Source organism: Sneathiella sp., from assembly GCF_047631475.1.
In the GTDB taxonomy this organism is placed as follows: Bacteria; Pseudomonadota; Alphaproteobacteria; order Sneathiellales; family Sneathiellaceae; genus Sneathiella.
Genome location: NZ_JBLHZT010000017.1, coordinates 13,591 through 37,429, shown reverse-complemented (window position 1 = coordinate 37,429; position 23,839 = coordinate 13,591). Strand labels below are relative to the sequence as shown.

19 protein-coding genes are annotated in these 23,839 nt (G+C 47.4%); 9 read left to right on the top strand and 10 right to left on the bottom strand.

Annotated features, from left to right (window positions below; genetic code table 11):
• Positions 1-21: 21 nt before the first annotated feature.
• Together ACJAYR_RS09015 and ACJAYR_RS09010 are read right to left on the bottom strand one after the other, a co-directional pair.
• The gene (locus tag ACJAYR_RS09015) at positions 22-2,886 is read right to left on the bottom strand and encodes an ATP-binding protein (protein WP_415236298.1); all 2,865 of its coding nucleotides are present in this window, start codon (positions 2,884-2,886) and stop codon (positions 22-24) included.
• A 187-nt stretch (positions 2,887-3,073) separates the two neighbouring features.
• Positions 3,074-3,712, bottom strand: a complete 639-nt coding sequence (locus ACJAYR_RS09010; protein ID WP_415236297.1) for a hypothetical protein — start codon at positions 3,710-3,712, stop codon at positions 3,074-3,076.
• Positions 3,713-3,783: 71 nt separating this feature from the next.
• Between ACJAYR_RS09010 and ACJAYR_RS09005 the strand changes: the two genes are divergently transcribed.
• The 5 genes from ACJAYR_RS09005 to ACJAYR_RS08985 all read left to right on the top strand — a co-directional run bounded on the left by ACJAYR_RS09005 (position 3,784) and on the right by ACJAYR_RS08985 (position 9,641).
• Positions 3,784-4,476, top strand: coding sequence for a helix-turn-helix transcriptional regulator (locus ACJAYR_RS09005; protein ID WP_415236296.1), 693 nt, complete (start codon positions 3,784-3,786; stop codon positions 4,474-4,476).
• A 140-nt stretch (positions 4,477-4,616) separates the two neighbouring features.
• Positions 4,617-5,900 carry an imelysin family protein gene (locus tag ACJAYR_RS09000; protein WP_415236295.1) on the top strand — a complete coding sequence of 428 codons (1,284 nt, stop codon included), beginning with the start codon at positions 4,617-4,619 and terminating at the stop codon, positions 5,898-5,900.
• Positions 5,901-5,946: 46 nt separating this feature from the next.
• The gene (locus tag ACJAYR_RS08995) at positions 5,947-7,476 is read left to right on the top strand and encodes a di-heme oxidoredictase family protein (RefSeq protein ID WP_415236294.1); all 1,530 of its coding nucleotides are present in this window, start codon (positions 5,947-5,949) and stop codon (positions 7,474-7,476) included.
• A gap of 10 nt (positions 7,477-7,486) precedes the next feature.
• Positions 7,487-8,587 carry an imelysin family protein gene (locus ACJAYR_RS08990; RefSeq protein ID WP_415236293.1) on the top strand — a complete coding sequence of 367 codons (1,101 nt, stop codon included), beginning with the start codon at positions 7,487-7,489 and terminating at the stop codon, positions 8,585-8,587.
• Positions 8,577-9,641: a DUF1513 domain-containing protein gene (locus ACJAYR_RS08985; RefSeq protein WP_415236292.1), complete on the top strand. Its 1,065-nt coding sequence runs from the start codon at positions 8,577-8,579 to the stop codon at positions 9,639-9,641. The genes ACJAYR_RS08990 and ACJAYR_RS08985 overlap by 11 nt, the downstream gene beginning before the upstream one ends.
• Positions 9,642-9,654: 13 nt before the next feature.
• Here ACJAYR_RS08985 and choV read toward each other — a convergent pair whose 3' ends face one another.
• Genes choV through ACJAYR_RS08970 form a run of 3 tightly spaced genes read right to left on the bottom strand, consistent with a single transcriptional unit; the run spans position 9,655 to position 12,509 of the window.
• Positions 9,655-10,686, bottom strand: a complete 1,032-nt coding sequence (gene choV, locus ACJAYR_RS08980; RefSeq protein ID WP_415236291.1) for a choline ABC transporter ATP-binding protein — start codon at positions 10,684-10,686, stop codon at positions 9,655-9,657.
• Between the two features lie 5 nt (positions 10,687-10,691).
• The gene (gene choW / locus ACJAYR_RS08975; RefSeq protein WP_415236290.1) at positions 10,692-11,525 is read right to left on the bottom strand and encodes a choline ABC transporter permease subunit; all 834 of its coding nucleotides are present in this window, start codon (positions 11,523-11,525) and stop codon (positions 10,692-10,694) included.
• Positions 11,526-11,576: 51 nt separating this feature from the next.
• The gene (locus tag ACJAYR_RS08970; RefSeq protein ID WP_415236289.1) at positions 11,577-12,509 is read right to left on the bottom strand and encodes a choline ABC transporter substrate-binding protein; all 933 of its coding nucleotides are present in this window, start codon (positions 12,507-12,509) and stop codon (positions 11,577-11,579) included.
• 247 nt (positions 12,510-12,756) lie between these two features.
• Between ACJAYR_RS08970 and betI the strand changes: the two genes are divergently transcribed.
• Positions 12,757-13,359: a transcriptional regulator BetI gene (gene betI / locus ACJAYR_RS08965; protein WP_415236288.1), complete on the top strand. Its 603-nt coding sequence runs from the start codon at positions 12,757-12,759 to the stop codon at positions 13,357-13,359.
• Complete coding sequence (gene betA / locus ACJAYR_RS08960) at positions 13,349-15,025, top strand: choline dehydrogenase (RefSeq protein WP_415236287.1); 1,677 nt, start codon at positions 13,349-13,351, stop codon at positions 15,023-15,025. Before betI ends, betA begins: the two co-directional genes overlap by 11 nt.
• 111 nt (positions 15,026-15,136) lie before the next feature.
• On the opposite strand, the gene ACJAYR_RS08955 is transcribed toward betA, so the two are convergent.
• From ACJAYR_RS08955 to ACJAYR_RS08945, 3 genes are all read right to left on the bottom strand, one after another.
• Positions 15,137-15,697: a hemerythrin domain-containing protein gene (locus ACJAYR_RS08955; protein ID WP_415236286.1), complete on the bottom strand. Its 561-nt coding sequence runs from the start codon at positions 15,695-15,697 to the stop codon at positions 15,137-15,139.
• Between the two features lie 110 nt (positions 15,698-15,807).
• Complete coding sequence (locus tag ACJAYR_RS08950; RefSeq protein ID WP_415236285.1) at positions 15,808-18,876, bottom strand: efflux RND transporter permease subunit; 3,069 nt, start codon at positions 18,874-18,876, stop codon at positions 15,808-15,810.
• A 28-nt stretch (positions 18,877-18,904) separates the two neighbouring features.
• Positions 18,905-19,993 carry an efflux RND transporter periplasmic adaptor subunit gene (locus ACJAYR_RS08945; protein WP_415236284.1) on the bottom strand — a complete coding sequence of 363 codons (1,089 nt, stop codon included), beginning with the start codon at positions 19,991-19,993 and terminating at the stop codon, positions 18,905-18,907.
• A 170-nt stretch (positions 19,994-20,163) separates the two neighbouring features.
• Between ACJAYR_RS08945 and ACJAYR_RS08940 the strand changes: the two genes are divergently transcribed.
• On the top strand, positions 20,164-20,544 hold the full coding sequence (locus tag ACJAYR_RS08940) for a helix-turn-helix domain-containing protein (RefSeq protein WP_415236283.1): 381 nt from the start codon (positions 20,164-20,166) through the stop codon (positions 20,542-20,544).
• On the opposite strand, the gene ACJAYR_RS08935 is transcribed toward ACJAYR_RS08940, so the two are convergent.
• Both ACJAYR_RS08935 and ACJAYR_RS08930 read right to left on the bottom strand, forming a co-directional pair.
• Positions 20,534-21,658 carry a methyl-accepting chemotaxis protein gene (locus tag ACJAYR_RS08935; protein WP_415236282.1) on the bottom strand — a complete coding sequence of 375 codons (1,125 nt, stop codon included), beginning with the start codon at positions 21,656-21,658 and terminating at the stop codon, positions 20,534-20,536. The genes ACJAYR_RS08940 and ACJAYR_RS08935 overlap by 11 nt on opposite strands.
• Positions 21,655-22,182 (bottom strand): PAS domain-containing protein, encoded by a 528-nt coding sequence (locus ACJAYR_RS08930; RefSeq protein ID WP_415236281.1) that lies wholly within the window; start codon positions 22,180-22,182, stop codon positions 21,655-21,657. The genes ACJAYR_RS08935 and ACJAYR_RS08930 overlap by 4 nt, the downstream gene beginning before the upstream one ends.
• A gap of 495 nt (positions 22,183-22,677) precedes the next feature.
• Here ACJAYR_RS08930 and ACJAYR_RS08925 point away from each other — a divergent pair, with 495 nt between their 5' ends.
• Positions 22,678-23,838 carry an iron-containing alcohol dehydrogenase gene (locus ACJAYR_RS08925; RefSeq protein WP_415236280.1) on the top strand — a complete coding sequence of 387 codons (1,161 nt, stop codon included), beginning with the start codon at positions 22,678-22,680 and terminating at the stop codon, positions 23,836-23,838.
• The last annotated feature ends 1 nt before the right edge of the window (position 23,839 follow it).

The following is a 23,839-nucleotide window of genomic DNA, read 5'->3' as shown; positions in this document are numbered from 1 at the left end:
AGACGGCCCTTCAGCAAAGCCTTAAACCTCTTTTGTACTTTCCCACCAACGAACCGTTTCCTGAATGGTCCTCTCAAAAGACGATAAGGAACCAGATATTTCATCCCAGTCGCCGGGCTGACCTTCAATAAGTTGAGCCTGATTGGCCAGACGCACGGCACAAAGAGAACTCGCCACCCCTTTTATCGTATGGGCCGCTCTTCCCACCCGCTCAGTATCACGACTAGATAGACCTTCCTTGAGACTAACAAGCTCTTTATTTATAGAGTTTGGCGCCTTCTCAAGGAGCATTGTCACAACATCCGTCCCAAGTTGCCCTTGAAAGTCACTCATATTCTCATCACTTCCGATCGGGTCTCTTAACGTTGCTTCGAACAATTCAGGGTCTCCCACATCATCGACGGTACGGCCGCTCTCGATCTTATCCTGCTGGACTGGCGCGCCCGCAGTATCATGCCTGTTTCGCGAGATGATATCGTGCAACTGTATTTCTGTAAAAGGCTTTGTCAGAACGTCATTCATTCCGATTTCGCGGAATAAAGCATGGCGTTCAGCGAAGGCTTCTGCTGTTAAGCCCACGATCGGAATATACGCGCCCTTCTTTAACGCCCGTATCTTCTTGGTTGCTTCAATTCCATCCATTTCAGGCATATGAACGTCCATCAGAACGAGATCAAAATGACCGGATTCCATTTTTTCAACAGCAAGCTTCCCATTTTCTGTCGCCTCAAAACTATGTCCCAGCTTTGTTAAAGATGCTTCCAAAATCGTCAAATTAACATCATTGTCTTCGGCAATCAGAATATGAAGCGGCGTATCCGATCTGGAAGGCGTGTCTGCCAGTCCCTCGTCACCCAGTACTCGTTCAGACGGTTCCTCAGTACAGATTTCCAAGGGAAGCTGGACATAAAACTTGCTCCCCTCTCCTTCTTTACTTTCAAGGCGGATTTGCCCCCCCAATATTCCAATTAGTTTTTTTATAATTGTCAGGCCTAAACCTGTTCCTCCGAATTTCCGGGCAACCGAATTATCGACCTGAGAAAAAGAGTCAAAAATTGCAGACTGTCGATTGGCAGGAATACCAACGCCCGTATCTGAAACCAGTATCTGTATGTTTTGCCTGTTTTCTTCCCCTCCGGGTTCTACAGAGACGCTCAACGTCACACAACCTGCCTCTGTAAATTTAAAGGCGTTACTCAACAAATTCATTATGATCTGACGGATACGGGTTGGATCAGACTTGAAGTGGGGGGCAATATTTGTTGAAATTTCAGTGTTAAACTCAATATTTTTTTCACTCGCCAAAAATTCGAAGGGGGACTTTACCGTCTGAATGGCCTCCAAAAGATCAAACGAAATACATTCAACCTGCAACACACCCGCCTCGATTTTACTCATATCTAAAACGTCGTTGATCAGATCAAGCAGCACATTACCGGATCGTAAAATGGTATCCAGCATGTTCATTTGCTCTTCATCCAGCCTCGTATCCCCCAGCATACGTGCTACACCGATAACACCGTTTAAGGGTGTCCTGATTTCATGACTAATCGTTGATAAAAAATCTGTTTTCGCCAGATTGGCAGTATTGGCCTGCAGCAACAGGCTTTCCAGTTTTTCCGCATTCCTTAGCCGATCCGTAATATCCATGTAAGTAGACACAAACCCACCGCCGGGCATGGCACGCGTGGACACCTCAATCTGATGATCGGTTCCAAAGTTACTTATAAAGCTTGTTGCATGGGGGTTGCGGGCAAATTCCAACTGTTTCTCGAAACTATCCCGCTGGTCAAATTTACCGAAATCCTCCCGCCCGACAAGATACCCGAGGCAATCCTCAAAGCTGACGCCAACTCTAAGCATTTCGCCGGGCAGGTTAAGCATATTCTGGGCGAGTTTGTTAACAACGGTCAGTTCCAGATCAGCATTGAAAACCGTTAAGCCGACGGGCACATTTTCTTTGGTTGTTTCGAGTATTTCCCGGCCAAACCGCAGTGCATCTTCGTCCGCTTTTCTTTGTGTTACATCCCGAATGATGCCCGTGTAAAGCTGCCTTCCGTCCACTTCCATTTTGCGAACCACGAGGTCCATAGGAAATAATGTGCCATCCTTGCGGCGGCCCCTTAATTCCTTAAGGGCTTCCCGTTCATTCTGTCGTGTTTCACCAAAAAATATTTCGATAAATCCATTCCAACCGCCGTGCCCCAGATCCGGCATCAGCTGATTGAAATTCATGGTTTCCAATTCATATGTCTCATACCCGAATATCTTGCCAACTCTAACGTTGAAGCTCTCGATGTCCCCCTTTTCACCAACGGTAATAATACCATCTGCAATTGTATCCAGAAGCGTATTTAACCGCGACGTTTGCGAGACAAGAAACTTTGCATCATTTTGTAATCTGGACTGGTGAAGTTGCTGTTCAACGCTGGCACCAAAATCGTTGAGAGCAATCAATTCGTCACTTGTAAACGTGCGAGGCTTCGTATCCATCAAACAAAGTGTCCCGACGGTCAGCCCCCCGCCCACTTGTAAAGGATAGCCAGCATAAAATCGTATTATTGACGACCCAAGAACAAACCTCCTGCCTTTGAAACGTGGATCCAGTTCCGTATCGCGCACATAAAGAATGTCGTCACTCAAAATGGCTTCTGCACACAGCGAACCTGCACGCCCAACCTGATGCACATCAATTCCCTGACACGATTTGAACCAAAGGCGGTTTTCATCTACAAGACTTACAAGGACAATAGGGACATCAAAATATTTTTTTGCAATTCTTGTTAAGCGATCAAACCCTTCCTCGTGAACAGTATCCAGCAATCCCAATTCCTGGAGAACCTCCAAACGCTGTTCTTCATATTCGGGGACCTCAGATACCGTCACAATCAACCCTCCCAAGGGTGTCGCAAAGTGCCAATCAAAGTTGATTAAAATAGAAAATTTGCTCGTCCAGTTTATTTTTGCTTAATTACGATAACGTTAATATAACAAAATATCGGCAAACGACTCAGACCCACTCAGCGCCTTGCACTGGCCCGATCAAAGGCATAGTGCAAGGCGACAAAAATGGTCAGGCGACAGGAACCCAAAAATCGAATTCACTGTGTTTTTCATCAAACAACTGAAGAAAACCGAGGCACTGATCATTTTTCAAATATCCAAAACAAACTTCTCTGGTTTCCGCCAAAGAATGGCCGAAGGTAATCTCACAAAAATCAACGTCGCTTGTTTGTCCAATTACATGACTGAGTGTATTGGGGGTTTTCGACAAATACGCGCTCTCCATTCGTTCTGATTGAGCCAAAACCTGCGGCTGACCAATGAGCTTCTTGTTTTCTACAGTCATAAAACCAACTTCGATACATCCAAATGTTTCAGGGGGCTGAAACCCATCTTGGAGGATCTTACCAGACCGAAGAACAATGCTTTCCGGATTAATTAGTGATAACAATGCGCGCGAACTATCCGCTTCGGAATATTGCTCGTGCATTCGCTCAAAAGCCGATTGGTTTTCGAAAAAAATGATATCCGCAAACTCGCCTTTCATATTGGACAGCAGGGAATGAAACCCGACTCCGTCAATTGGTCCCAAAAATGATCGCTGCCATTGCAGAGAGGCTTCCAGCATTTTCTCAGTCGTCGCGGTTTCATTCATTTTAAATTTTGCAAAACCAAAAACGGAATAATCAGTTAAATTCTTATTCAGCATCCAAGGGTCTCCTTTAATGGATCTCGTTATTAATCGGTGCCGAATTTAATAGATGTACACCCTGACAATTTATGTCAGTATTGGATATGCGCTTAACGAGACTTTTTAAAATTCTGGATCTTCTTCGAACCCTGCGGCTGCCCATTTCAGCTCAAAGCCTTGGACAAAAGTTTGGGGTCTCCACACGAACCATTTACAGAGATATCGCCACACTTCAGGAATTAGGCGCACCGATTAGAGGCGAGAGCGGTCTTGGATATCAGATCGAAAAAGGTTATTTTCTGCCGCCCCTGCATTTCGACACAGACGAACTGGATGCGCTGTCACTGGGCATCCATCTGGTGACCGCCCGCTCAGACGCTAACCTGAGCAATGCAGCGAAAAGTGCATCCGCGAAAATTGCAGACGCCCTTCCCGAGCAAATGAAAGGTCAATTCGAAAATGATCCCTTTTGGGCTTACTCCCGAGAAAAAGAGGAAAAACCCCAACAATTTTCATACCTTACCGACATCCGTACAGCCCTTAGGAACAGAAACAAACTGGACCTTCACTACAAATCCCTCAAAGGCGTTCATAGTCGAAGAACAGTTTGGCCCTTGGGATTAACCTTTTTTGACGACGCATGGCTTCTGTGCGCCTGGTGTGAAAACAAACAAGATTTCCGGAATTTTCGGGTGGACTTAATTCAAGAGCTTACACGACTGGAAACCCTGTTTCACCCGACTCCGGGGCGGACGTTCAACGATTATTTGCGTTTGTGGTAAGCCGCCAAAAGATCAGTCTTAAAAAAGTTCACTTTTGATATTGATAATCATTCTTATTAGTAATAAGGTGCCTTCAATAAGGTATATGCTGCTTTTGGCGATGCCTTTCTCCACATTGATTACTTTCCAACGGGATATCCATGTTTTCACTTCGCAAAACAAAGCACTCGCTATTGGCGATTTCAGCTGCTTTATTTATGGCCACCAATACAGCTTCCGCCGATACGGTCTCCAAAGACGCCGTGTTAGAAACCTATTCAAATATTGCGCATGCCATTTTTGAAGACAGCGTGACAACGGCCAAGGCATTGGAGGCCAGCATTCACGCCCTTATTGCAAATCCGTCCAGTGCAACCCTCAACGCCGCTAAAGCGGCCTGGATTACGGCGCGGATGCCTTATCAGCAAAGTGAAGCCTATCGTTTTGGTAACCCGATTGTTGACGATTGGGAGGGTCGCGTTAATGCATGGCCTTTGGATGAAGGATTGATCGATTATGTTGATCAATCTTATGGAACCGAAGCGGATTCCAATCAGCTATACACAATGAATGTGATCGCCAACAAAATACTTTCCGTCAACGGGAAAACGGTAGATGCCTCCCTGATCACCCCGCAATTTCTGGCAGAAACACTGCACGAAGCTGAAGACGTAGAAGCGAATGTCGCAACCGGATATCACGCGATCGAATTTTTATTATGGGGACAGGATACGAACGGAACAGGCGCTGGCGCAGGTGCCCGCCCGGCAACAGATTTTGACCTTGAAAATTGTACCGGCGGGAATTGCGAACGGCGCATTCAATATCTAACATCTGCCACGACATTGTTGATAAATGACCTGAAAGAAATGCAGGCCAACTGGTCAGAAAATGGAGTGGCACGGGCGCATCTTTTGAAAAATAACGATGCCGGAATTGCCACTATATTTACCGGAATGGGGTCTCTTTCCTATGGCGAACTTGCCGGCGAACGCATGAAGCTTGGCTTATTGCTGGGAGACCCGGAAGAAGAACATGATTGTTTTTCCGACAACACCCATAACTCCCACTATTTCGATCAGGTTGGCATTCGCAATGTCTATACCGGACATTATAAGCGCATCGATGGCCGCGTTGTTTCAGGTGCCTCTGTTGCTGATTTGGTAGAGGCTCAGGATGCAACTGTAAATGCCGACCTTTTGGCAAAACTGGATCAAACAGTCTCTGCCATGGCCCGGTTAAAATCCCGCGCAGAAAGCATCGAAGCCTATGATCAAATGATCGGTGAAGGAAATGCCGCCGGAAATGCTGTTGTTCAAGCTGCGATTGACGGTTTGATTGATCAGACGCGATCCATCGAGCGGGCTGTATCAACATTAGGGTTAAAAGCCATTGAAATTGAAGGGTCCGATAGTCTGGATAAACCTTCCTCTGTTTTCCAATAATATCTGAGGGGGCGTATGCCCCCTTTGTTCATTCTGAGTATAGACAATGAAACCTGTAAAATTTGGAATGTTAGGTGTCGGGACCACTCTTGCTTTATTGTTGGCTCATTCTGTAGCCGCCGCGCCAGCAAACAGCCACCGGACGGATCTGTCACAGAAAGATCAAATACGCGTTTTGTCAGTGACCCGCCCCACAAATGATTTCCAAAACGCCGAAACTTTCGAGGAAAATTCTGCAGGGGCCGCAACCGATACCGCTCGTCCATCCTCAAATGCCTTTTCGCAAAGCTCTGCAAATCTTGATTTTGAAGGCCAAAGAACCTTCAAACTGGGGAACGGCCTGTTTCGTAAAATATGGGTATCATCCCCGTCATCGACACAGGCATCTGATGGTTTAGGTCCCCTTTTCAATGCGCGTTCCTGCCAACGTTGTCATTTAAAGGATGGACGCGGTCATCCACCCGAAAATGCATCTGATCACGCCACTTCCATGTTTCTGCGGCTATCAGTTCCCCCCAAAACAGAACAGGAAAAAGCCGATATAGCAACTGGGCGGAAAGCGCTTATTCCAGAGCCCACCTATGGTGGACAGCTACAGGATTTTGCAGTCTCCGGTCTGAAGGCAGAAGGTAAAATGGTTATCCAGTATACAGAAGTTCCGGTCGAGCTGGGTGATGGAACCGTTGTCTCGTTAAGAAAGCCTGTTTATTCGGTAACGGATCTGGGATTTGGGGATCTTTCAAACGACGTTCTTTTATCGCCGCGCATTGCACCGCAAATGATCGGGTTGGGTCTTCTGGAAGCCATTCATCCCATGGACATCAAATCTCAGGCAGATCCTGAAGATCACGATGGGGATGGGATCTCTGGTCGCTTCAGTGAAGTATTTGACCCCGAAAGCGAAGAGAAAAAACTCGGGCTATTTGGTTGGAAAGCGTCAACTCCGACGGTTCTTTTGCAATCGGCCAATGCCTTCGCTGGGGATATGGGCATTTCAAGCCCGATGGCCCCCCGTCATCATGGGGATTGTACCGCCAATCAGCCAGACTGCCTTAACTTGCCAACCGGTGTACAAAGCCGGCTGGGAGATACCGAAGCCCCCGACCCGGTTTTGGAACTTGTCGCCTTTTACGCTCGTAACCTCGCTGTTCCAAAAAGGCGCAATGTCAACGACACCAAGGCATTGAAAGGCAAGGAGATATTCTATTCAGCCGGCTGTACCGCCTGTCATACCCCTAAATACGTGACTCGCCGAGATGCCCCGCAAAAAGAGCTTCGTTTTCAACTTATATGGCCCTATACGGACATGTTATTACACGATATGGGTCCAGGCCTTTCTGACCAACGTCCTGTTGGTAGCTCCTCGGGATCTGAATGGCGAACCGCCCCTTTATGGGGAATTGGTCTGACAGAAACGGTAAACGGGCATACTTTCTTTTTGCATGATGGACGGGCAAGAAACCTGCTGGAAGCTGTTCTCTGGCATGGCGGAGAAGCGCAATCGTCGCGGGATGCAGTTGTTGGTCTGGATCAGGAAAATCGGGAAGCTCTTCTTTTCTTTCTGAATTCCTTATAAGGAAGGCAACATGTTGTTTTGGAAAAAAGCAATCGCGATTGGCCTTTTCGCCATACCGCTCAGCCTGACCATAAGCCCTGCACAAGCGCAGGAAAAATTGTATAAAACCGTTATTCAGAATGCAATTTCGAAGGCCATTTTGCCAGGCTATACGCACCTGCAAACAGCGTCCCGATTACAGGTTTCCCGCCTGCAATCGCTCTGCACCCAAAAAACAATCGCCAATCTGGAAAACGCCCAATCTGATTTTAGAAGGCTTCTCATCGCTTGGTCTAAAGTGGAACTGTATCGGTTTGGTCCCGCCCGCGTTGACAACAGACAGGAAAGGTTGTTTTTCTGGCCAGACAGGCGATCCCGCGGATTGAGACAGATCAAAACCATTTTATTGCAAGAAGATAATCAGGATCTGATCCCGGAAAATCTAATCGGGAAAAGCGTGGCCGTCCAAGGTTTAACAGCCTTGGAATATGTGCTGTTTGGAAAAGGAGCCGAAACGCTGTTAAAATCGGACAGTAACCCCTATCGATGTTCATATGGTCTAGCCATCGCCAAAGTGATTGAACAGAATGCAACCTTTCTAAAAGACGCATGGCAGGAACACGCGAGCTATCCGTCCATCCTAAGCAATCCGGGCCCAGCAAACCCGATCTATAAATCCTCAAAAGAGGTTATTCGGGACTTGCTTCAATATTCCAACGAAATCTTGCAGATTGTAGAGATGCGCAAAATCCAACCGATGCTAAAGAAGGGTTTTGACGGCGCCACGCATAAACCGGCTCCGTTCTGGCGCAGTAATATGACCATCCCAACCCTTATTGCAAACCTTCAATCCGTTGCAGAATTACAAACCCTATCAAACATGCAAGTCCTACTTCCGAAAGATGAAAAGGGTCAGGTTTCATCGTTGAAATTCGAACTTTCTCAAGCCCTTAAGATGCTAAAGGTGATTAAACAATATGGGCCCATATCCCATATTCTTCAAAATCGCGTAGCCTACGAAAAACTTGTTTATCTACAAAATCCGATAGGCGGGGCTCAAAATATTTTGTCTGAATACTATCCTGAGGCTCTGGGGATCACGATGGGGTTTAACTCACTTGATGGAGATTAACAGACGGCAATTTATCTATGCGTCAGTCGCCAGCCCGTTTTTTACAGGCTCCGTGATGGCTGCGGATGCCCCTGCTTTCGTGTTAGCTGGGAAAGACGAAGATGGTGGTTATTATTCTGTTCTGTTGGACCAGAATGCACGGATTTTGCGCGCTGTTCCTTTGCCAGGCCGGGCTCATGGGGCCGCCTATTGCAGGCAGTCGAACACCCTTATAACATTTGCGCGAAGACCAGATCAATTCGCCGTCGCCTACGCGGCTGAAACTGCATCCCCAATAACCGTTATTCAGTCAGCGAAAGGGCGTCATTTTTATGGGCATGGGGCATTTTCCAAAGATGGAAAATTTCTGTACGCAGCCGAGAATGATTTTAACAATGAAACCGGCGTGATCGGCATTTATGATGCGCAAGACAGGTTTAACCGCCTTGGAGAATGGCAGAGCGGTGGCATTGGCCCCCATGAAATCAGATGCTCCAACGATGGAAAAAGGCTTATTATTGCGAATGGCGGTATTCTGACCCATCCGGATTATCCCCGGCAAAAATTAAATCTGCCAGACATGAGCCCATCCCTGACCATATTGGACCTGCCAAATGGCGATCTGGTCAACCAGGTCGTCCTGGATCCTGTATTACGGCAGGTGTCTCTTCGGCATTTTGCTGAAGACCATCAAGGAACAATTTGGGTTGGCGGACAATATCAGGGACCGCTGGTCGATGACGTACCGCTTTTATTCAAACTTGAACTAGCATCCTCTGTGCTGGAACCCCTTGTCCTGCCGCGATCCCTCGGGCCGGGCATAAAGCAATATATTGGCTCGGTCGCCGTCAGTGGTCAGGGATCAAAAATTGCTTTTTCCGCACCGAAGGGCAATCGGGTTTTAATTTGGAACGAACAGGAAAATTCTTTTGAACCCGGTTATTCTGAAAGCGATATCTGTGGATTGGCCCCAATGGGATCAGGCTTTCTTATGTCCACGGGGCGCGGTAAGCTCATTCATAGAACCACTGAGCAACTCCGCTTTCAATGGGACAATCACATCACCGTCCTTTAAGGTTCGATGACCATTATCGGGCCAGGGCTTTAAATACATCCTGCGGTGAAATGCTACCAACGGCCTGCTGACCTTCAACCACTTGAACTGTCTCAAGATCCCCTTCCATACGGCTAACAAGGGCCTGTAAGGGAGTATCAACGGACACCGTTGTCCCATCATCCTCTACAATCGACGCCGGTGTCTGGGGACGCATCACATCCTTTGCTCTCAGAACGTTCATCGGGTTCATGTGAGCAACGAAGTCTTTCACATAGTCATCCGCCGGCTTCAGAACAATTTCCTGTGGGGTCCCGAACTGAACAATTCGCCCACCTTTCATTATCGCTATTTTATTTCCGATTTTCATGGCTTCATCAAGATCATGACTGACAAACAAAATCGTTCTTTGAGATCGCTGCTGAAGATCCAGCAATTCATCTTGCAAATGCGCCCGAATAAGGGGGTCCAACGCACTAAAAGGTTCATCCATCAAAAGAATGGGCGCTTCCGTCACAAAAGCACGGGCCAGACCCACACGTTGACGCATCCCTCCAGACAATTCGGTTATTTTGCGATCTTTCCAGTCGGACAAGCCGACGAGCTCCAGCTGATGATCCACTTTTGCCGCACGCTCTTTCTTGGAAAGGCCGGAAAGTTCCAACCCCAGACCAACATTTTCCGCGACCGTCCGCCAGGGTAGAAGCGCAAAATTCTGAAAGACCATAGACACAATATCGCGGCGCAAGTGCTGTAGATGCTGTTTATCCGCACGGCCGATGTCAATCAGTTCATCGCCATTATGGACTTGAACATTTCCATCAGTGATAGGATTAAGCCCATTTACTGTCCGCAGCAACGTCGATTTTCCGGATCCGGACAGTCCCATCAACACAACAATCTCGCCGCGTTCTACAGACAGCGTGCAACCAGAAACGCCCAAGACATTGCCTGTTTGCTGTTCGATTTCCTCGCGTTCTTTACCGGCATTGGCAAGATCGAGCGCAGGGCCCGTATCGTGACCAAAAATCACAGAGACATCGTCAAATTGAACTGCAATATCCATCTGGATTAATCCTTCGATGAACGGATCAGCCGATCCAGAATAATGGCAACCAATACGATAGCCACACCAACCTCAAAGCCTTTTGCGATATTCACCTGATTAAGGGCGCGCAACGTGGGGACACCAAGACCGTCGGCGCCAACCAATGCTGCAATCACAACCATTGAAAGAGACAACATGATTGTTTGTGTAATACCGGCGCGGATTTGTGGTAACGCATAGGGAATTTCAATTTTCCAAAGAACCGCCCAATGACTGCCGCCGAACGCAACACCGGCTTCCTTAAGATCAGGCGGCGTACTTGAGATACCCAACTGTGTCAGTCGAATAGGCGCTGGCAAGGCAAAAATTACGGTTGCAATCAATCCCGGTACCATCCCTAAACCAAACAGAATGAGCGCGGGAATGAGATAAACAAAGGTGGGAATGGTTTGCATCAGATCCAAAACAGGTCTGATTGCCGAATAGAACCAAGGCTTTCGTGCTGCATAAATGCCAAGCGGTATCCCCAATAGCATGCACACAAAGGTAGAACCCAGGACCAACGCCAATGTCTCCGTGGTTTCTTCCCAATAGCCCTGATTGATAATCAACAACATTCCAAGAAGGACAAAAATTGAAAATCCGACCGAGCGGCGTAAATACCATGACAAGGCAACCGTTACGCCCACAATAATAAAGGGGTGCGGACCTTGAAGGATAAAAAGAATTCCTTCAATAAAGCCTTCAAGTGCGAAGGCCAGTCCATCAAAAAACCAAGCACCATTTTCAGTTAGAAAATTCACGAAGGCCTTGGCCCACTTGCCGATCGGAATTTTCTCTTCGGTCAACCAGTCCATTCTATCACCCCAAAAGGTAAAGGCCGGTCAAACCGGCCTTTAACGCATAAATTATAGACCCAAGCTTGCTTTAACAGCGGCAAGGCCCTCTTTTCCGTCGAGGGTTTTGACTCCGGCAAGCCACTTATCAAGGACCTCTGGATTTTTCTTAATCCACGCTTTCGCGGCTTTTTCCGGGTCTTCATCATCATTTAGAATGGCGCCCATGATCTCGTTTTCGAGCTTCAGGCTGAATTCAAGATTTTTAAGAAGCATGCCGACATTTTTGCATTCTTCTGAATATCCTTTACGCGTATTTGTAAAAACTTCGGCACCCCCAAAATTTGGACCAAAGTAATCATCGCCCCCCGAAAGATAAGCCATTTCGAAATTCGCGTTCATTGGGTGCGGCTCCCAGCCAAGGAAAACTACATGTTCCTTTTTCTTCTTGGCGCGCGCCACCTGAGACAGCATTCCCTGTTCTGATGATTCAACCACCTTAAAACCATCTAGCCCCATGGATTTTTCTTTGATCATATCCTGGATAAGACGGTTCCCATCGTTACCGGGCTCAATACCGTAGATTTTACCGTCCAGCTGATCTTTGAATTTTCCAATGTCAGCAAAAGATTTAAGTCCCGCATCGTACGTGTATTTCGGAACGGCGAGCGTATATTTGGCACCTTCCAGATTTCGGGCAACGGTCTCGACTGTGCCAGCATCCCGATAGGGCTTGATATCTGCTTCCATTGTCGGCATCCAATTCCCAAGGAAAATATCAATATCGCCGTTTGCAAGGGATGTATATGTCACCGGAACAGACAATACTTTGACATCGGTTTCATAACCAAGTCCCTGAAGGACAGTCGACGCGGTTGCTGTCGTTGCAGTGATGTCGGTCCAGCCAACATCGGAAAAACGCACAGTTGAGCAATCTGCATAGGCAGATGCAGATAACGCGGTAAAGCCAGCAACAAATATGGATGTTTTCAGTGTTGTATTCATTTAGCAGCCCCCTTGAGGTCAGTTTTATTCCGTATCGGTCTTGCGATACAGATGGTGCATGTCTTCAGCAAAATCCAAGATCAGTGTCTATCAGCGAAGATGCGTCTCATTTCATTTATACCCTGTTCCCTTATGCCAACATATTCACTCGCCAAAATCAATGTTTTATTGATTGACCAGTTAATCAAAAAAAAAGTATAAAAAATACATCATAGAAATACTAGTTTTCAGCCACTTAAGGAATATCATGCCTAAAGTCGGAGTTGAAGATTTCCGGAAGAAAAGCCTTATTTCCGCAACGCTTCATACAATTCAGGACAAAGGAACAATCGACATTCGGGTTAGTGACGTCGCCCGACATGCTGGTGTTTCATCAGGTCTGGCGCATCATTATTTTGGTAATAAAAACCAGATGATCCTTGCTGCGCTCCGATTTTTACTGACGGAGTTTCGAGGGCAGGTGAACCATGCGCTGCGGTCAACAACGACCCCTCGCGGCCGACTGTCCGCGATCATTGCAGCCAGCCTCAATCAATGCCAGTTCAGTCAGGAAAATATTACAGCCTGGCTTATTTTCTATGCACATGCGCAGGAAAATATCGAGGCACAGAAGTTGTTGCAGGTTTATGTCCGCAGGCTAAGGTCCAATCTATTGTATGATCTGAAAAAATTAACAGGGGAACAGGCTGGGCCTATTGCCGAAATCGTCGCTAGCCTGATTGACGGATTTTATATCCGGCAGGCCCTTCGAATGGGCAAAGCAGATGGCGATTATGCCCGTTCACTAATTGAACATTCTCTTGATTTACATATCCTGGCAGCTGTTGAAGGACCCGGGCATGACGTATGATTACATTGTTGTTGGTGCGGGTTCCGCCGGCTGCGTTCTTGCAAACCGATTAAGCGAGGACCCTAATAATTCTGTGTGCCTAATCGAGTTTGGCGGTTCAGACAGCAGCATTTTTATAAGCATGCCTACGGCCCTTTCCATCCCCATGAATATGGACCGGTTCAACTGGGGCTTTGAAACAGTGGAAGAACCAGGTCTCAAGGGCCGCAAACTGGATTGCCCGCGGGGCAAGGTCCTTGGCGGCTCGTCGTCGATCAATGGTATGGTTTACGTTCGGGGTCATGCATGCGATTTCGAGGAATGGAAAGAAGCGGGTGCAGATGGTTGGGGATATGCCGATACCCTCCCCTATTTCAAACGGGCAGAAGACTGGATTGACGGCGCTGACCCATATCGTGGGCAAGATGGTCCGTTAAAGACAAATAAGGGGAACAACATGTCCATGAACCCCCTTTACAAAGCATTTATCGACGCCGGTGTTGAAGCAGGATATCCCGCAACACCTGATTATAATGGTCAACAGCAGGAAGGTTTTGGCCAGATGCACATGACCGTTGGAAATGGGAAACGGGCATCGACCGCACAAACTTATTTGAAAGCCGCGAAAAAGCGCCCGAACCTGACCATCCTAACGCAGTGCCTTGCGCATAAAGTTGTGATGGACAATAAACGGGCGACGGGCGTTGAAATCTCCCAGTCCGGCACACGAAAGATCCTGAGTGCCACGAAAGAAGTCATCCTGTCTGCGGGCTCCATAGGATCACCGACACTGCTGCAACGCTCGGGGATCGGCCCGGCAGAGGATTTGAAAAAAGCAGGGGTCGATCCTATCCATGATCTGCCTGGCGTCGGCCAAAATCTGCAAGATCATCTGGAAGTGTATTTTCAGTTCAGATGCAAAAAACCGATTACCCTGAACAGCCGTTTAAATCCGCTTTCCAAGGGTCTGATTGGCGCGAGATGGTTGTTGTTTAAAACCGGCCTAGGCGCGACAAATCACTTTGAATCCTGCGGGTTCATTCGCTCTGACGCGGGCCAGAAATGGCCAGACATTCAATATCACTTTCTGCCTGCTGCCATGCGATATGATGGCCGCACGGCCTTCGATGGGCATGGCTACCAGGTGCATGTGGGTCCCAATAAACCGAAAAGCCGGGGCTCTGTCATGATCACGTCGGACAAAGCCGAAGACACACCCGAAATTCGCTTTAATTACCTGACCGAAAAGAAGGATATTGAAGACTGGCGCAAAGTTATTCGATTAAGCCGAGAAATATTGACGCAACCTGCATTGGATGAATATCGGGGCGAAGAAATCCAGCCCGGTGACAGCATCAACAGCGATGAAGAAATAGATCAGTGGGTTCGGGAAAATGTCGAAAGCGCCTATCACCCGTCCTGCACCTGTAAAATGGGGGCAGACAACGACCCTATGGCCGTTCTAGACCCTGATTGTTCGGTTAAGGGCATTCAAAATCTACGGGTTGTGGATTCTTCTATTTTCCCGACGATTACCAATGGAAACCTGAACGCGCCCACCATTATGGTGGCCGAAAAAGCATCCGATCATATACTGGCCAAACCGCTTCTTGCACAATCTAATGCTGACTACTGGCTAGACCCTGAATGGCAGACCCGTCAACGGCTTGGAAAACCGGCCCGATAGCAAGCTCGGTCAACTGGGTGTCCTGTGAAAGGTCCAGATGGCCCTTCCCTTCTGACGCAAACTCTATAAAAAGCTCAGAAAATCGTACCCGCTGTAAATCAAAAAACCCGGTTAGGTCACATGACCATGATGCCAACTTAGAATATCGGCTTTCAGTTCGTCTAGTTCTTCCTGTTCCAGTTGCTCAAACTCAGGATCATGACGGTCAGCCAAATGCTTGGAAACGTTTTTCCAGTCGTCCCGCTGCAACGCTTGGCGGGCCAATGGGAAAAGAGTTATCTCCTCCATCCGCAGGTGATTTTTATGGGCCGTACTATATTCCTGAGCGACCGAGGCAAACCACATTCGCGGGATCTCGTTATCCTGTTCGATGTTATCAACGGCCTCTAACAAATGATCGGCCAGGAAAGATAATTTTTTATGCTCGATGGGAAGGTCCTCAATTTCTGAGGCTTTTTCCGGACTTCTGACTTTCACCCACTTATAAATCTCGTCTTCCGCCTTGTGGTGTTTAAACTGACTGGTGCGGGTCAGAAACTCCAAGATAGATTGTACAAGGTGATAATCCAGAACTTTGCCTGATGTAAATTTATCGACTTCCTGATCGAGTAAATAGAGAAGCTTCGACATCGTTTTATGATCTTTGGTAAGCTGATCGATAATGACTGACATTGAACAAACTCCCATTTGTTAAGGATCGATCATCTAACCGTACCCAATGCGGTGTCCAATACATTGATTGAAATCAGCGAACGGTAAATATAAAAATAGCCGCCTAAGGATTAGCCCGTTTCTGGACGAATATTGAAGAAGACCGCATATAACGTCGGGACTACCGCCAACGTCAGGACGGTTCCCACGCCCAGTCCAAACGCCATGGCGCTTGCCATTGCATAAAATAGTGGGTCCTGCGAGATAATCAGCGGTAACAATCCCAAAACGGTCGTTAGGGACGTAATCATGATCGGCTGTAAACGAGCAAGGCACGCCGTAACCAATGCGTCATAAGCCGTCTGGCCACGGTCCCGTTCAAAATCAATCCGGTCGATCAGAACAATACCATTATTGATGATAATCCCCGCCAAACTGAAAAACCCAAGAATTACCATAAAGCCAAACAAGGCGTTCAATGCAAAAAGGCCCGCCGTTGCCCCCACCAGTATCAAAGGGATCGTCAAAAAGATTATGACCGGTCGGCGGAACGAATTAAATTGCCAGACCAGCAGTAACACAATTATCCCCAGACAAACGGGTAAATTGGCAAACAGCTTTTCGTTGGCTTCCGCCTGACTTTCAACTTCACCCGCGATTTCCCAACGATGCCCGTCGGGTATATCCAATCCGGCCAGATACCCATCCAAACCGCTAAAGATTTCAGCCGCCGACAAAGTTTGATGCTTTGCCGTCACCATGATTGCTCTTTCCTGATCTCGGCGCTTGATACGCGCAGTTTCCCATTGTCCGTTTATCGTGGCAATCTGATCCAACGGGACCCATTCCCCTCTTGAGGATGAGAAAACAACAACGTCAATCAAACCGTTAATTGTCCCTCTTTCCTGTTCATCGGACTGGATAACAATGGGAATGACCGTGTCCCCTTCCCGAAATTCCGTGATGGCACTTCCTGAAAAATAGATATTCAGGGCATTAGCAACATCTTCCGATGTAACACCGGCTTGCCGGGCCCGCGCCTGATCCACATCGACGATGATTTTGATAACCGGGTTTTCCCAGTTTTGTTTCGCAACCAGCATTCCCGGTATTTGCTTTAGAGTTTCAACGAGCTTATCGGCCTGAGACCGCAGAACCAGACTGTCATCGCCGACAAACCGCAACTGGAAAAGTCCAGCTTCAGAAGCACCCATCCACATTTTTTTCGCTTCGCCGCGCGCTTCGGGTAAAGCATCCAACATATAACGCCGTGTTTTAGCAACAAGGCCGTCCACATCTTCAGTTGATTTTGTCGTCACTAGAATAAAAGCCCGATGCGGGTCAGGATCCATTGCGGCAAGCGACAAGAAAAACCGAGGGCCACCATTGCCCACATAGGCGATATTACTTTCAATCTGGGGATTTATTTCCTGATCAGATAACCAGCCCGTTAGTCTGCCAACCACGACATCTGTCTTTTTAACAGACGTTCCCGCAGGTAAATCCAGATAAATCAAATATTGGTTGCGATCCCCGAGCGGGAAAAATTCCTTACCAACGAAATTCAGGAGATAACCTGACAGAAGCAACAGCCCCACCATCCCAAGCAGGAAAAGGTACCGAAATTTCAATACAGCTTCCAAAATTGATCTATAAAGCCGTTCAAACCTGCTTTTAAAGCTGTTGGTTTGTCCCTGCCCGTCTTTGGGTACCGTTGACTTCGATATTTTCATAAACCAGACACATAATACAGGCGTCAAAAACAGTGAAAGAAACCACGAAGACAACAGAACAATCGTAACAACCTGCGCCAAAGAGCCCGTAAATTCACCAGCGCCTCCTTCAGAGAGGGCCATCGGGATGAAAAACAGGATGGTTGTCAAAGATGAGGTTAGCAACGGCATCGCCAGTGTTTTTGACGCTTCAATCGCCGCCGCTCGGCGATCTTCTCCCTTCTTCAGTCGCACGCCAATATCTTCTGCGATCACAATGCCATTATCAACCAGCATCCCAAGCGCAATAATCATTGCCGCAATCGATACGCGCTGCAATTCAACATCGAACTGGCGCATGATGATAATGCTCATCAACATTGTTATGGGGACAAAAGAGCCGACGATCAGCCCGGTTCGCACCCCCAGGAAAAGCATGACAATGACAAGGACGATCACCAGTGTCTGATAAAGGTTGTTGACCGCTCCTTCAACCGCATCTTCCACCAGTTCTGGCTGGAAAGTCGCGAAATCGAGGACATACCCCCAGGGAAGCTGTTGTTGCAGGGCGTCCACTTTCTCAACAAGCTTCTCGCCAAAGGCAACACTGTTGATCCCTTCTTTAATGGAAAGCGAAATAATGATGGCGGGCTTACCGTTGAAATAAACCGGGTCTTTTGGCGGATCGATGTAATCCCGTTGAATTTCTACAAGATCCTTTAGCCGAAAGACCTGATCTGTTTCCGGGATCTCAATAAAGGTATTTTCAATTTCTTCAACCGTATCAAAATTTCCACTGGGCTCCAGAATGATATTTTGACCCGCAGCGTCAATTTTTCCGCCGGGTAGAATAATATTCTGGTCCCTCAGCGTAGCAACAACTGTATTCAAATTGATGCCCAACTGTGTGATACGAGAGCGTTTAAAATACAGATAGACCCGCTCATCCTGTTCACCAAATCGCTCAACTTTGCTGATCCCGTCCAGCGTATAAAATTTTTCACTGAGATTTTTTGCGGTCTCCTTCATTTCTGACAATGAGAAACCATCGCTCCACAACGCAATCGTAGCGACCGCTGTTTCTCCCACTTGATCATTAACCTGCGGACCGATCGTGCCTTCGGGCAGTTCAGATGTAATATCTGTCATTTTATCCCGAAGATCTGCCCAAACCGGCGCCAAATCATCGACCGAGTCATGCAGGATAATTTTGATCAGGGAAACCCCGGTTTTTGAATCCGAGTCGATATGCTTAACTTCGGGTATCTGACGGATTTTTTCTTCCAAAGGGCGGGTCAAAAGGTCTTCAACGCGCCGCGAAGACATTCCAGGAAACTGGGTGGTTATGTTCGCATTTCGAATAACAATGGACGGGTCTTCACGGCTTGGATATGTCACAAAGGTCAAAACCCCCATGATCACAATTGCCAGAACCGACAAGATCGTAATTCGCGAGTTATTAAGCGCAAATTCAGTGATATATGCCATGCCGATATTCCCTATCCTGAACGCTGCTTTAATTCGCTACACTGGTTATTCGTTTGACTTTCTGACCATCCGACAAAAATGAAACGCCTGCAGAAACAACCAGATCCCCGGCATCAACCCCTTTTACCGCAATCAAATTTCCCCGGACCGTTTCAGGAATGACAGGGCGTCGTGACAGCGTTTGAGAAGCCGGATCAAAAATATAAACAAAACTGTCTTTTAAGTTCTCGGACGCAGAAATTGCGGTCAGGGGAATCAGAAAACCGTGTTCTCCAGGCGCATTCTGGGTCACCAGTGAAACCTCACCACTCATACCAGCCCGTAAAGCGGATGGTGGTTCAATTAAACTGACTTTCACTGGAAAGACGTTACCGACACCGGCAACCCGCGAGATTTCCGTAACACGCCCCCTGACAGTTTCTCCGGGTAAGGCACCAAATTTGGCGGTTGCCACCATTCCCATATTGAGATTTGAAATGACATTTTCAGGCACTGAAATTGACACTTCAAGAGCGCCTTCAGCATCCAGCGATAAGATCTGCTTTCCGCCGCCAACTTCTTCATTTGGTTCAGCGAATTTCTCGGCGACGACCCCTTGATAGGGAGCCGTCAACACGGCATCCGCCCGCGCCCTCTTAGCCTGATTTAACCGGGTTGTTTTAAAGTTGACCTCGCTCAGCGCAGTTTCCAACGCATATTGCGCCTGCTCCAAAGCCGCCTTACTTACCCAACCTTTTTCAAACAGCTGCTTATTGCGTTTGAAATCTTCTTCCTTTTCTGCGGCCGCGGATCTGGCCTTGCCAAGCTCCGCTTCAGCCGCTTCTACATCCAGCTCAAACGGGACCGGATCCAATGTAGCAAGGATCTGGCCTTTCTCGATTTTGTCACCAATATTGACCGAAATACTTTTTACCGTTCCGGCCAGCGGAAAGCTTAAATTTGCCGTATTGGCGGCAATGATCTTCCCAGAAAAAATACGTTCGTTTCTGCCCGCATTCTGCGATACGTCAAACAGTTTAACCGCTCTAATCGGTTCGGATTTGTTGGTTGCGGGTTCATCACAAGCCCCCAGCAAAAAAGACGTAACACTGAACAGGATAACCGACAATGACTTCATTCTTGCCTCCGTAGGGAACGTGTATAGCCGTTTGAAGGATTAAGCCACCGTCCAGACGCAAGAACAAGTATAATCTGAATGAAATTGCTGAATATCCAAGTCTGCGTTGCCCTCACACGATACTGGCAAGGCTCGTTCTGACTATTGAAATTAACCATAAGAGCGGCATCATGAAAAACATCTGCAGCAAATGCGGGCAACCCTATACTAAGCTCCCTCAAGACAGCAGACACGGCAAGCACGCCCTGACCGTAGACAATGGGGTGCTAGCAGGCCTTGGCCACGAAATTCGTTTATCCCCGATCCTTTTTCGACTTTTCCACCTGCTATACAGATATCCGTCAAAAACAATCAGTCATGACTTCATTATGCATTCTTTGTATCAGGAAAGGCTGGATCAGCCGTTTAGAAGCGCTGTAAAAATGCATATCATGAAACTGCGCCGGAAGTTGGCCCCAATCAACATTAAGATTAAATCTGATTGGGGCTATGGGTATCGATTGGAACTTCCGAAACAATCTGAAAAATTTAAAAACAGGCTTAGCGACTGAGAACCTGCGCCAGTATATCGGCCTGTGCCTTTAAATCACTGGCGACATCCTGTACTTCCTTGGCATTCTCACTCACCTGCATGACGTTCTGATTAACCTCGCCAACGCTGAAAGTTACTTTTTGAACGCCCGACGCTGCCTCCTGAACGTTTCTCGAAATTTCGTGTGTCGCCGCACCCTGTTCTTCTACGGCAGACGCAATAGCAGACGACACCTCACTTAGCTTCCCGATTGACCCGCTGATACTCCCAATAGAAGAAACAGCATTCCCTGCTGCAAATTGGATGTCCTGCACTTGTTTTTTTATGTCATCGGTCGCTTTTTCAGTTTGTGCTGACAGGCTTTTCACCTCACTCGCAACGACAGCAAATCCCTTGCCAGCATCCCCGGCGCGGGCAGCTTCAATTGTGGCGTTCAGGGCGAGGAGTTTTGTTTGCCCTGCAATGTCATTAATCAGATTAACAACATCACCAATTTTGTCAGACGCTTCGGATAATCCAGAGACCAACGCATTGACCTCCTTCGACTGGGCAACAGCCTCCGCGGACATTGTCGCGGAATTTGAAACCTGCCTGTTGATTTCCTGAATGGAGGAATTTAATTCCTCTGCCGCGGATGCGACCGTCTGGGTGTTGTTGCCGGCCTCATCTGCTGCCGCCGCAACAGTTTTGGTTTTTTCGCTCGTCACATCAATGGTTTCACCCATTACCGATGAACTGGCGTTCAGCTGCGCTGACGCACTGGCAATTGACTCAACCACCTCTGAAAAGCGTTTGATTTTCTGTTCAATCCCATCCGCGGCCGTGTTGATCTTTTGTGCGGCGTAACCGTATGAGCCTTGCAGGCCTTCAGGCGCAATTCTTCTAAAATACTGATTGTCAGCGATAAACCCGAGACACGCCGTCGACTCCCGAACATAGGCGTCCGACCGATCGATCATTTCGTTTATTTTCACACAAAGATGGCGCTCTAAAGACGCCTCGGTTGGAATATTTTTGATCCGGCTATCAAAATTACCCTGACAGGTGTCCTCGACAACTTTAATAATCTCCAAAATTCGCTCATAGGGGATTGATGTGTCACTTGCTCTTTCCGTTTGTGAATAAGCGTTCATTGCGCTACTCCCCACATGATCGACGAAACAAATTCATCATAGGATTTTCTGGCCTCCTCCAGCATTCCGTTCAAATGAGCGACAGAGTTCTGAATTCCCGTTTTTCGATCGGAAGAACGCGCTTCAATAGCGTTCAGCTCCTCATATAACGGCTCAATCGTAGATTTAATCACGGCATGGTCCGGCACCCGCCTTGTTGAATGATATCCGTTTACGCGCCCATCGGCATAACTTGGCGTAACATGAGCAACGACCCAGTAATGATCTCCGTTTTTTGTTGCATTGACCACATAGGCGAAAATCTCCTGCCCGTTTGCTATCTGTCGCCAAAACAGCTCGAAAACCCCTCGGGGCATATTTTCATGTCGGATAAGATTGTGTGGCTGACCAATAACTTCAGCCTCTTCATATCCCGCGATTTCTAAAAAAGTGTGGTTGGCATAGGTGATATGCCCTTTTAAATTGGTTTTGCTCACAATCAGATCATTCTGATCAAAGAAAACCTCAGTCCCTTTATAATTCACGTTTCCATTCCCCAGATGCAACCGAACTCGCCTGTTAAAACTGCTCGATTACTTCAAAAACCCTGTCTTGTTGTAATTAAATTTCTTAATAATTTATTTTGTAGGGATAAGTTGGGAGTCTATTATTAATTAATAGTAAATCTATATTTAACAGATTACGTTCTATTCTTATGTATGAATAATCAATATTTCCTAATAATATGACTAAAGCAAAGAAAAAACACGACCTAAAGCATATGAAAAAAGTTAAACTATTGAGTATGATTTGCAAAAACTGACCCGAAAGACCTAATTTTTTGTATGGATTTAAACTTTAGAAAACAAAAATAAAAAAATATCAAATATAACAAAATTCCTGTCAGATCCTCCAAAACAATCCTTCTTCGCCTTCAAAAAGCCGTTTCACGAATCATCCCTATTAATTCCAGAATTGATGGTTTTCGAAACTGTCTAAACAGGTTAGGCTGTCACATCCGGTTACAAGAAAAAGAGAAAATGACCACATTTACATTTAACACCACACCGCAGCTGATCTGCAATCCCGGCGCCATGGCAGGCCTGGGTGAGCTCGTAAAATCCAATATTGGAAACCATATCCTGATCGTAACCGATCCGGGGATTGTTAAATATGGCCTCCTCGAAACAGCTTTGGAAAGTTTAAAAGCAGCAGACATTCAGGTTTCCATCTTTGAGGATGTTGAGGCCGACCCAAAAGAAAGCATAATCCTGGCTGCGACAAAAATCGCTTTGGAACGCAGGGTAGATGCGATCATTGGCTTGGGCGGCGGCTCATCCATGGATGTCGCCAAGCTTGTTGCCCTACTGGCAAAGGGAGACGAACAACTTGGTGATGTTTACGGGATCGATATGATTAAGGGAAGTCGGTTGCCGCTTGTTCTAATACCAACGACCGCCGGAACCGGTTCTGAAGTAACACCCATCTCTATTGTAACTGTCGGGGCAGAAACCAAAAAAGGCGTAGTTTCCCGCAAACTCTTGCCAGACATCGCCATATTGGATGCTGACCTGACCTTGGGGCTACCGCCGCATGTCACAGCCGCCACCGGGATCGATGCAATGGTACACGCCATCGAAGCCTTTACCTCTCGCGGCGCGAACAATAACCCTCTTTCTGCAACATTAGGAAAAGAAGCGCTCAGACTTCTAGGTGCCAATATCCGAACAGCCGTTAAAGAAGGTCAAAACCGCGAAGCCCGCTCAAACATGTTGTTGGGGGCTTGCCTTGCCGGACAGGCATTTGCCAATTCTCCTGTCGCTGCTGTTCACGCCCTTGCTTATCCGATCGGTGGAATTTTCCATGTTCCCCACGGACTTTCAAACGCACTGGTTCTTCCGGAAGTGATGCGGTTCAATGCACCGGAATGCGGAGAAGATTATGCGGCACTGGCGCCGTTGGTTTTTCCGGATATCGACCAGACAGGCGGTTCACAAAAAATATGTCAGGACTTCATTGACCGCCTTGCTGACCTGTCGCGGGATCTTGGGCTCGAAACCACATTGCGCGAAGTCGGCATTCAAGAACAGGACCTTGTTAAACTGGCGGATGCGGCGATGGAGCAAACACGACTTCTGGTCAACAATCCACGGCCCGTCACCCATCAGGATGCCCTGACCATCTATCAGAAAGCGCTTTAAT

Bases quoted from the DNA above. Each gene is read 5' to 3' on its own strand.
- ACJAYR_RS09010 (WP_415236297.1), bottom strand. From the start codon at position 3,712: ATGCTGAATAAGAATTTAACTGATTATTCCGTTTTTGGTTTTGCAAAA.
- ACJAYR_RS09005 (WP_415236296.1), top strand. From the start codon at position 3,784: ATGTCAGTATTGGATATGCGCTTAACGAGACTTTTTAAAATTCTGGAT.
- ACJAYR_RS09000 (WP_415236295.1), top strand. From the start codon at position 4,617: ATGTTTTCACTTCGCAAAACAAAGCACTCGCTATTGGCGATTTCAGCT.
- ACJAYR_RS08995 (WP_415236294.1), top strand. From the start codon at position 5,947: ATGAAACCTGTAAAATTTGGAATGTTAGGTGTCGGGACCACTCTTGCT.
- ACJAYR_RS08990 (WP_415236293.1), top strand. From the start codon at position 7,487: ATGTTGTTTTGGAAAAAAGCAATCGCGATTGGCCTTTTCGCCATACCG.
- ACJAYR_RS08985 (WP_415236292.1), top strand. From the start codon at position 8,577: ATGGAGATTAACAGACGGCAATTTATCTATGCGTCAGTCGCCAGCCCG.
- choV (WP_415236291.1), bottom strand. From the start codon at position 10,686: ATGGATATTGCAGTTCAATTTGACGATGTCTCTGTGATTTTTGGTCAC.
- choW (WP_415236290.1), bottom strand. From the start codon at position 11,525: ATGGACTGGTTGACCGAAGAGAAAATTCCGATCGGCAAGTGGGCCAAG.
- ACJAYR_RS08970 (WP_415236289.1), bottom strand. From the start codon at position 12,509: ATGAATACAACACTGAAAACATCCATATTTGTTGCTGGCTTTACCGCG.
- betI (WP_415236288.1), top strand. From the start codon at position 12,757: ATGCCTAAAGTCGGAGTTGAAGATTTCCGGAAGAAAAGCCTTATTTCC.
- betA (WP_415236287.1), top strand. From the start codon at position 13,349: ATGACGTATGATTACATTGTTGTTGGTGCGGGTTCCGCCGGCTGCGTT.
- ACJAYR_RS08955 (WP_415236286.1), bottom strand. From the start codon at position 15,697: ATGTCAGTCATTATCGATCAGCTTACCAAAGATCATAAAACGATGTCG.
- ACJAYR_RS08950 (WP_415236285.1), bottom strand. From the start codon at position 18,876: ATGGCATATATCACTGAATTTGCGCTTAATAACTCGCGAATTACGATC.
- ACJAYR_RS08945 (WP_415236284.1), bottom strand. From the start codon at position 19,993: ATGAAGTCATTGTCGGTTATCCTGTTCAGTGTTACGTCTTTTTTGCTG.
- ACJAYR_RS08940 (WP_415236283.1), top strand. From the start codon at position 20,164: ATGAAAAACATCTGCAGCAAATGCGGGCAACCCTATACTAAGCTCCCT.
- ACJAYR_RS08935 (WP_415236282.1), bottom strand. From the start codon at position 21,658: ATGAACGCTTATTCACAAACGGAAAGAGCAAGTGACACATCAATCCCC.
- ACJAYR_RS08925 (WP_415236280.1), top strand. From the start codon at position 22,678: ATGACCACATTTACATTTAACACCACACCGCAGCTGATCTGCAATCCC.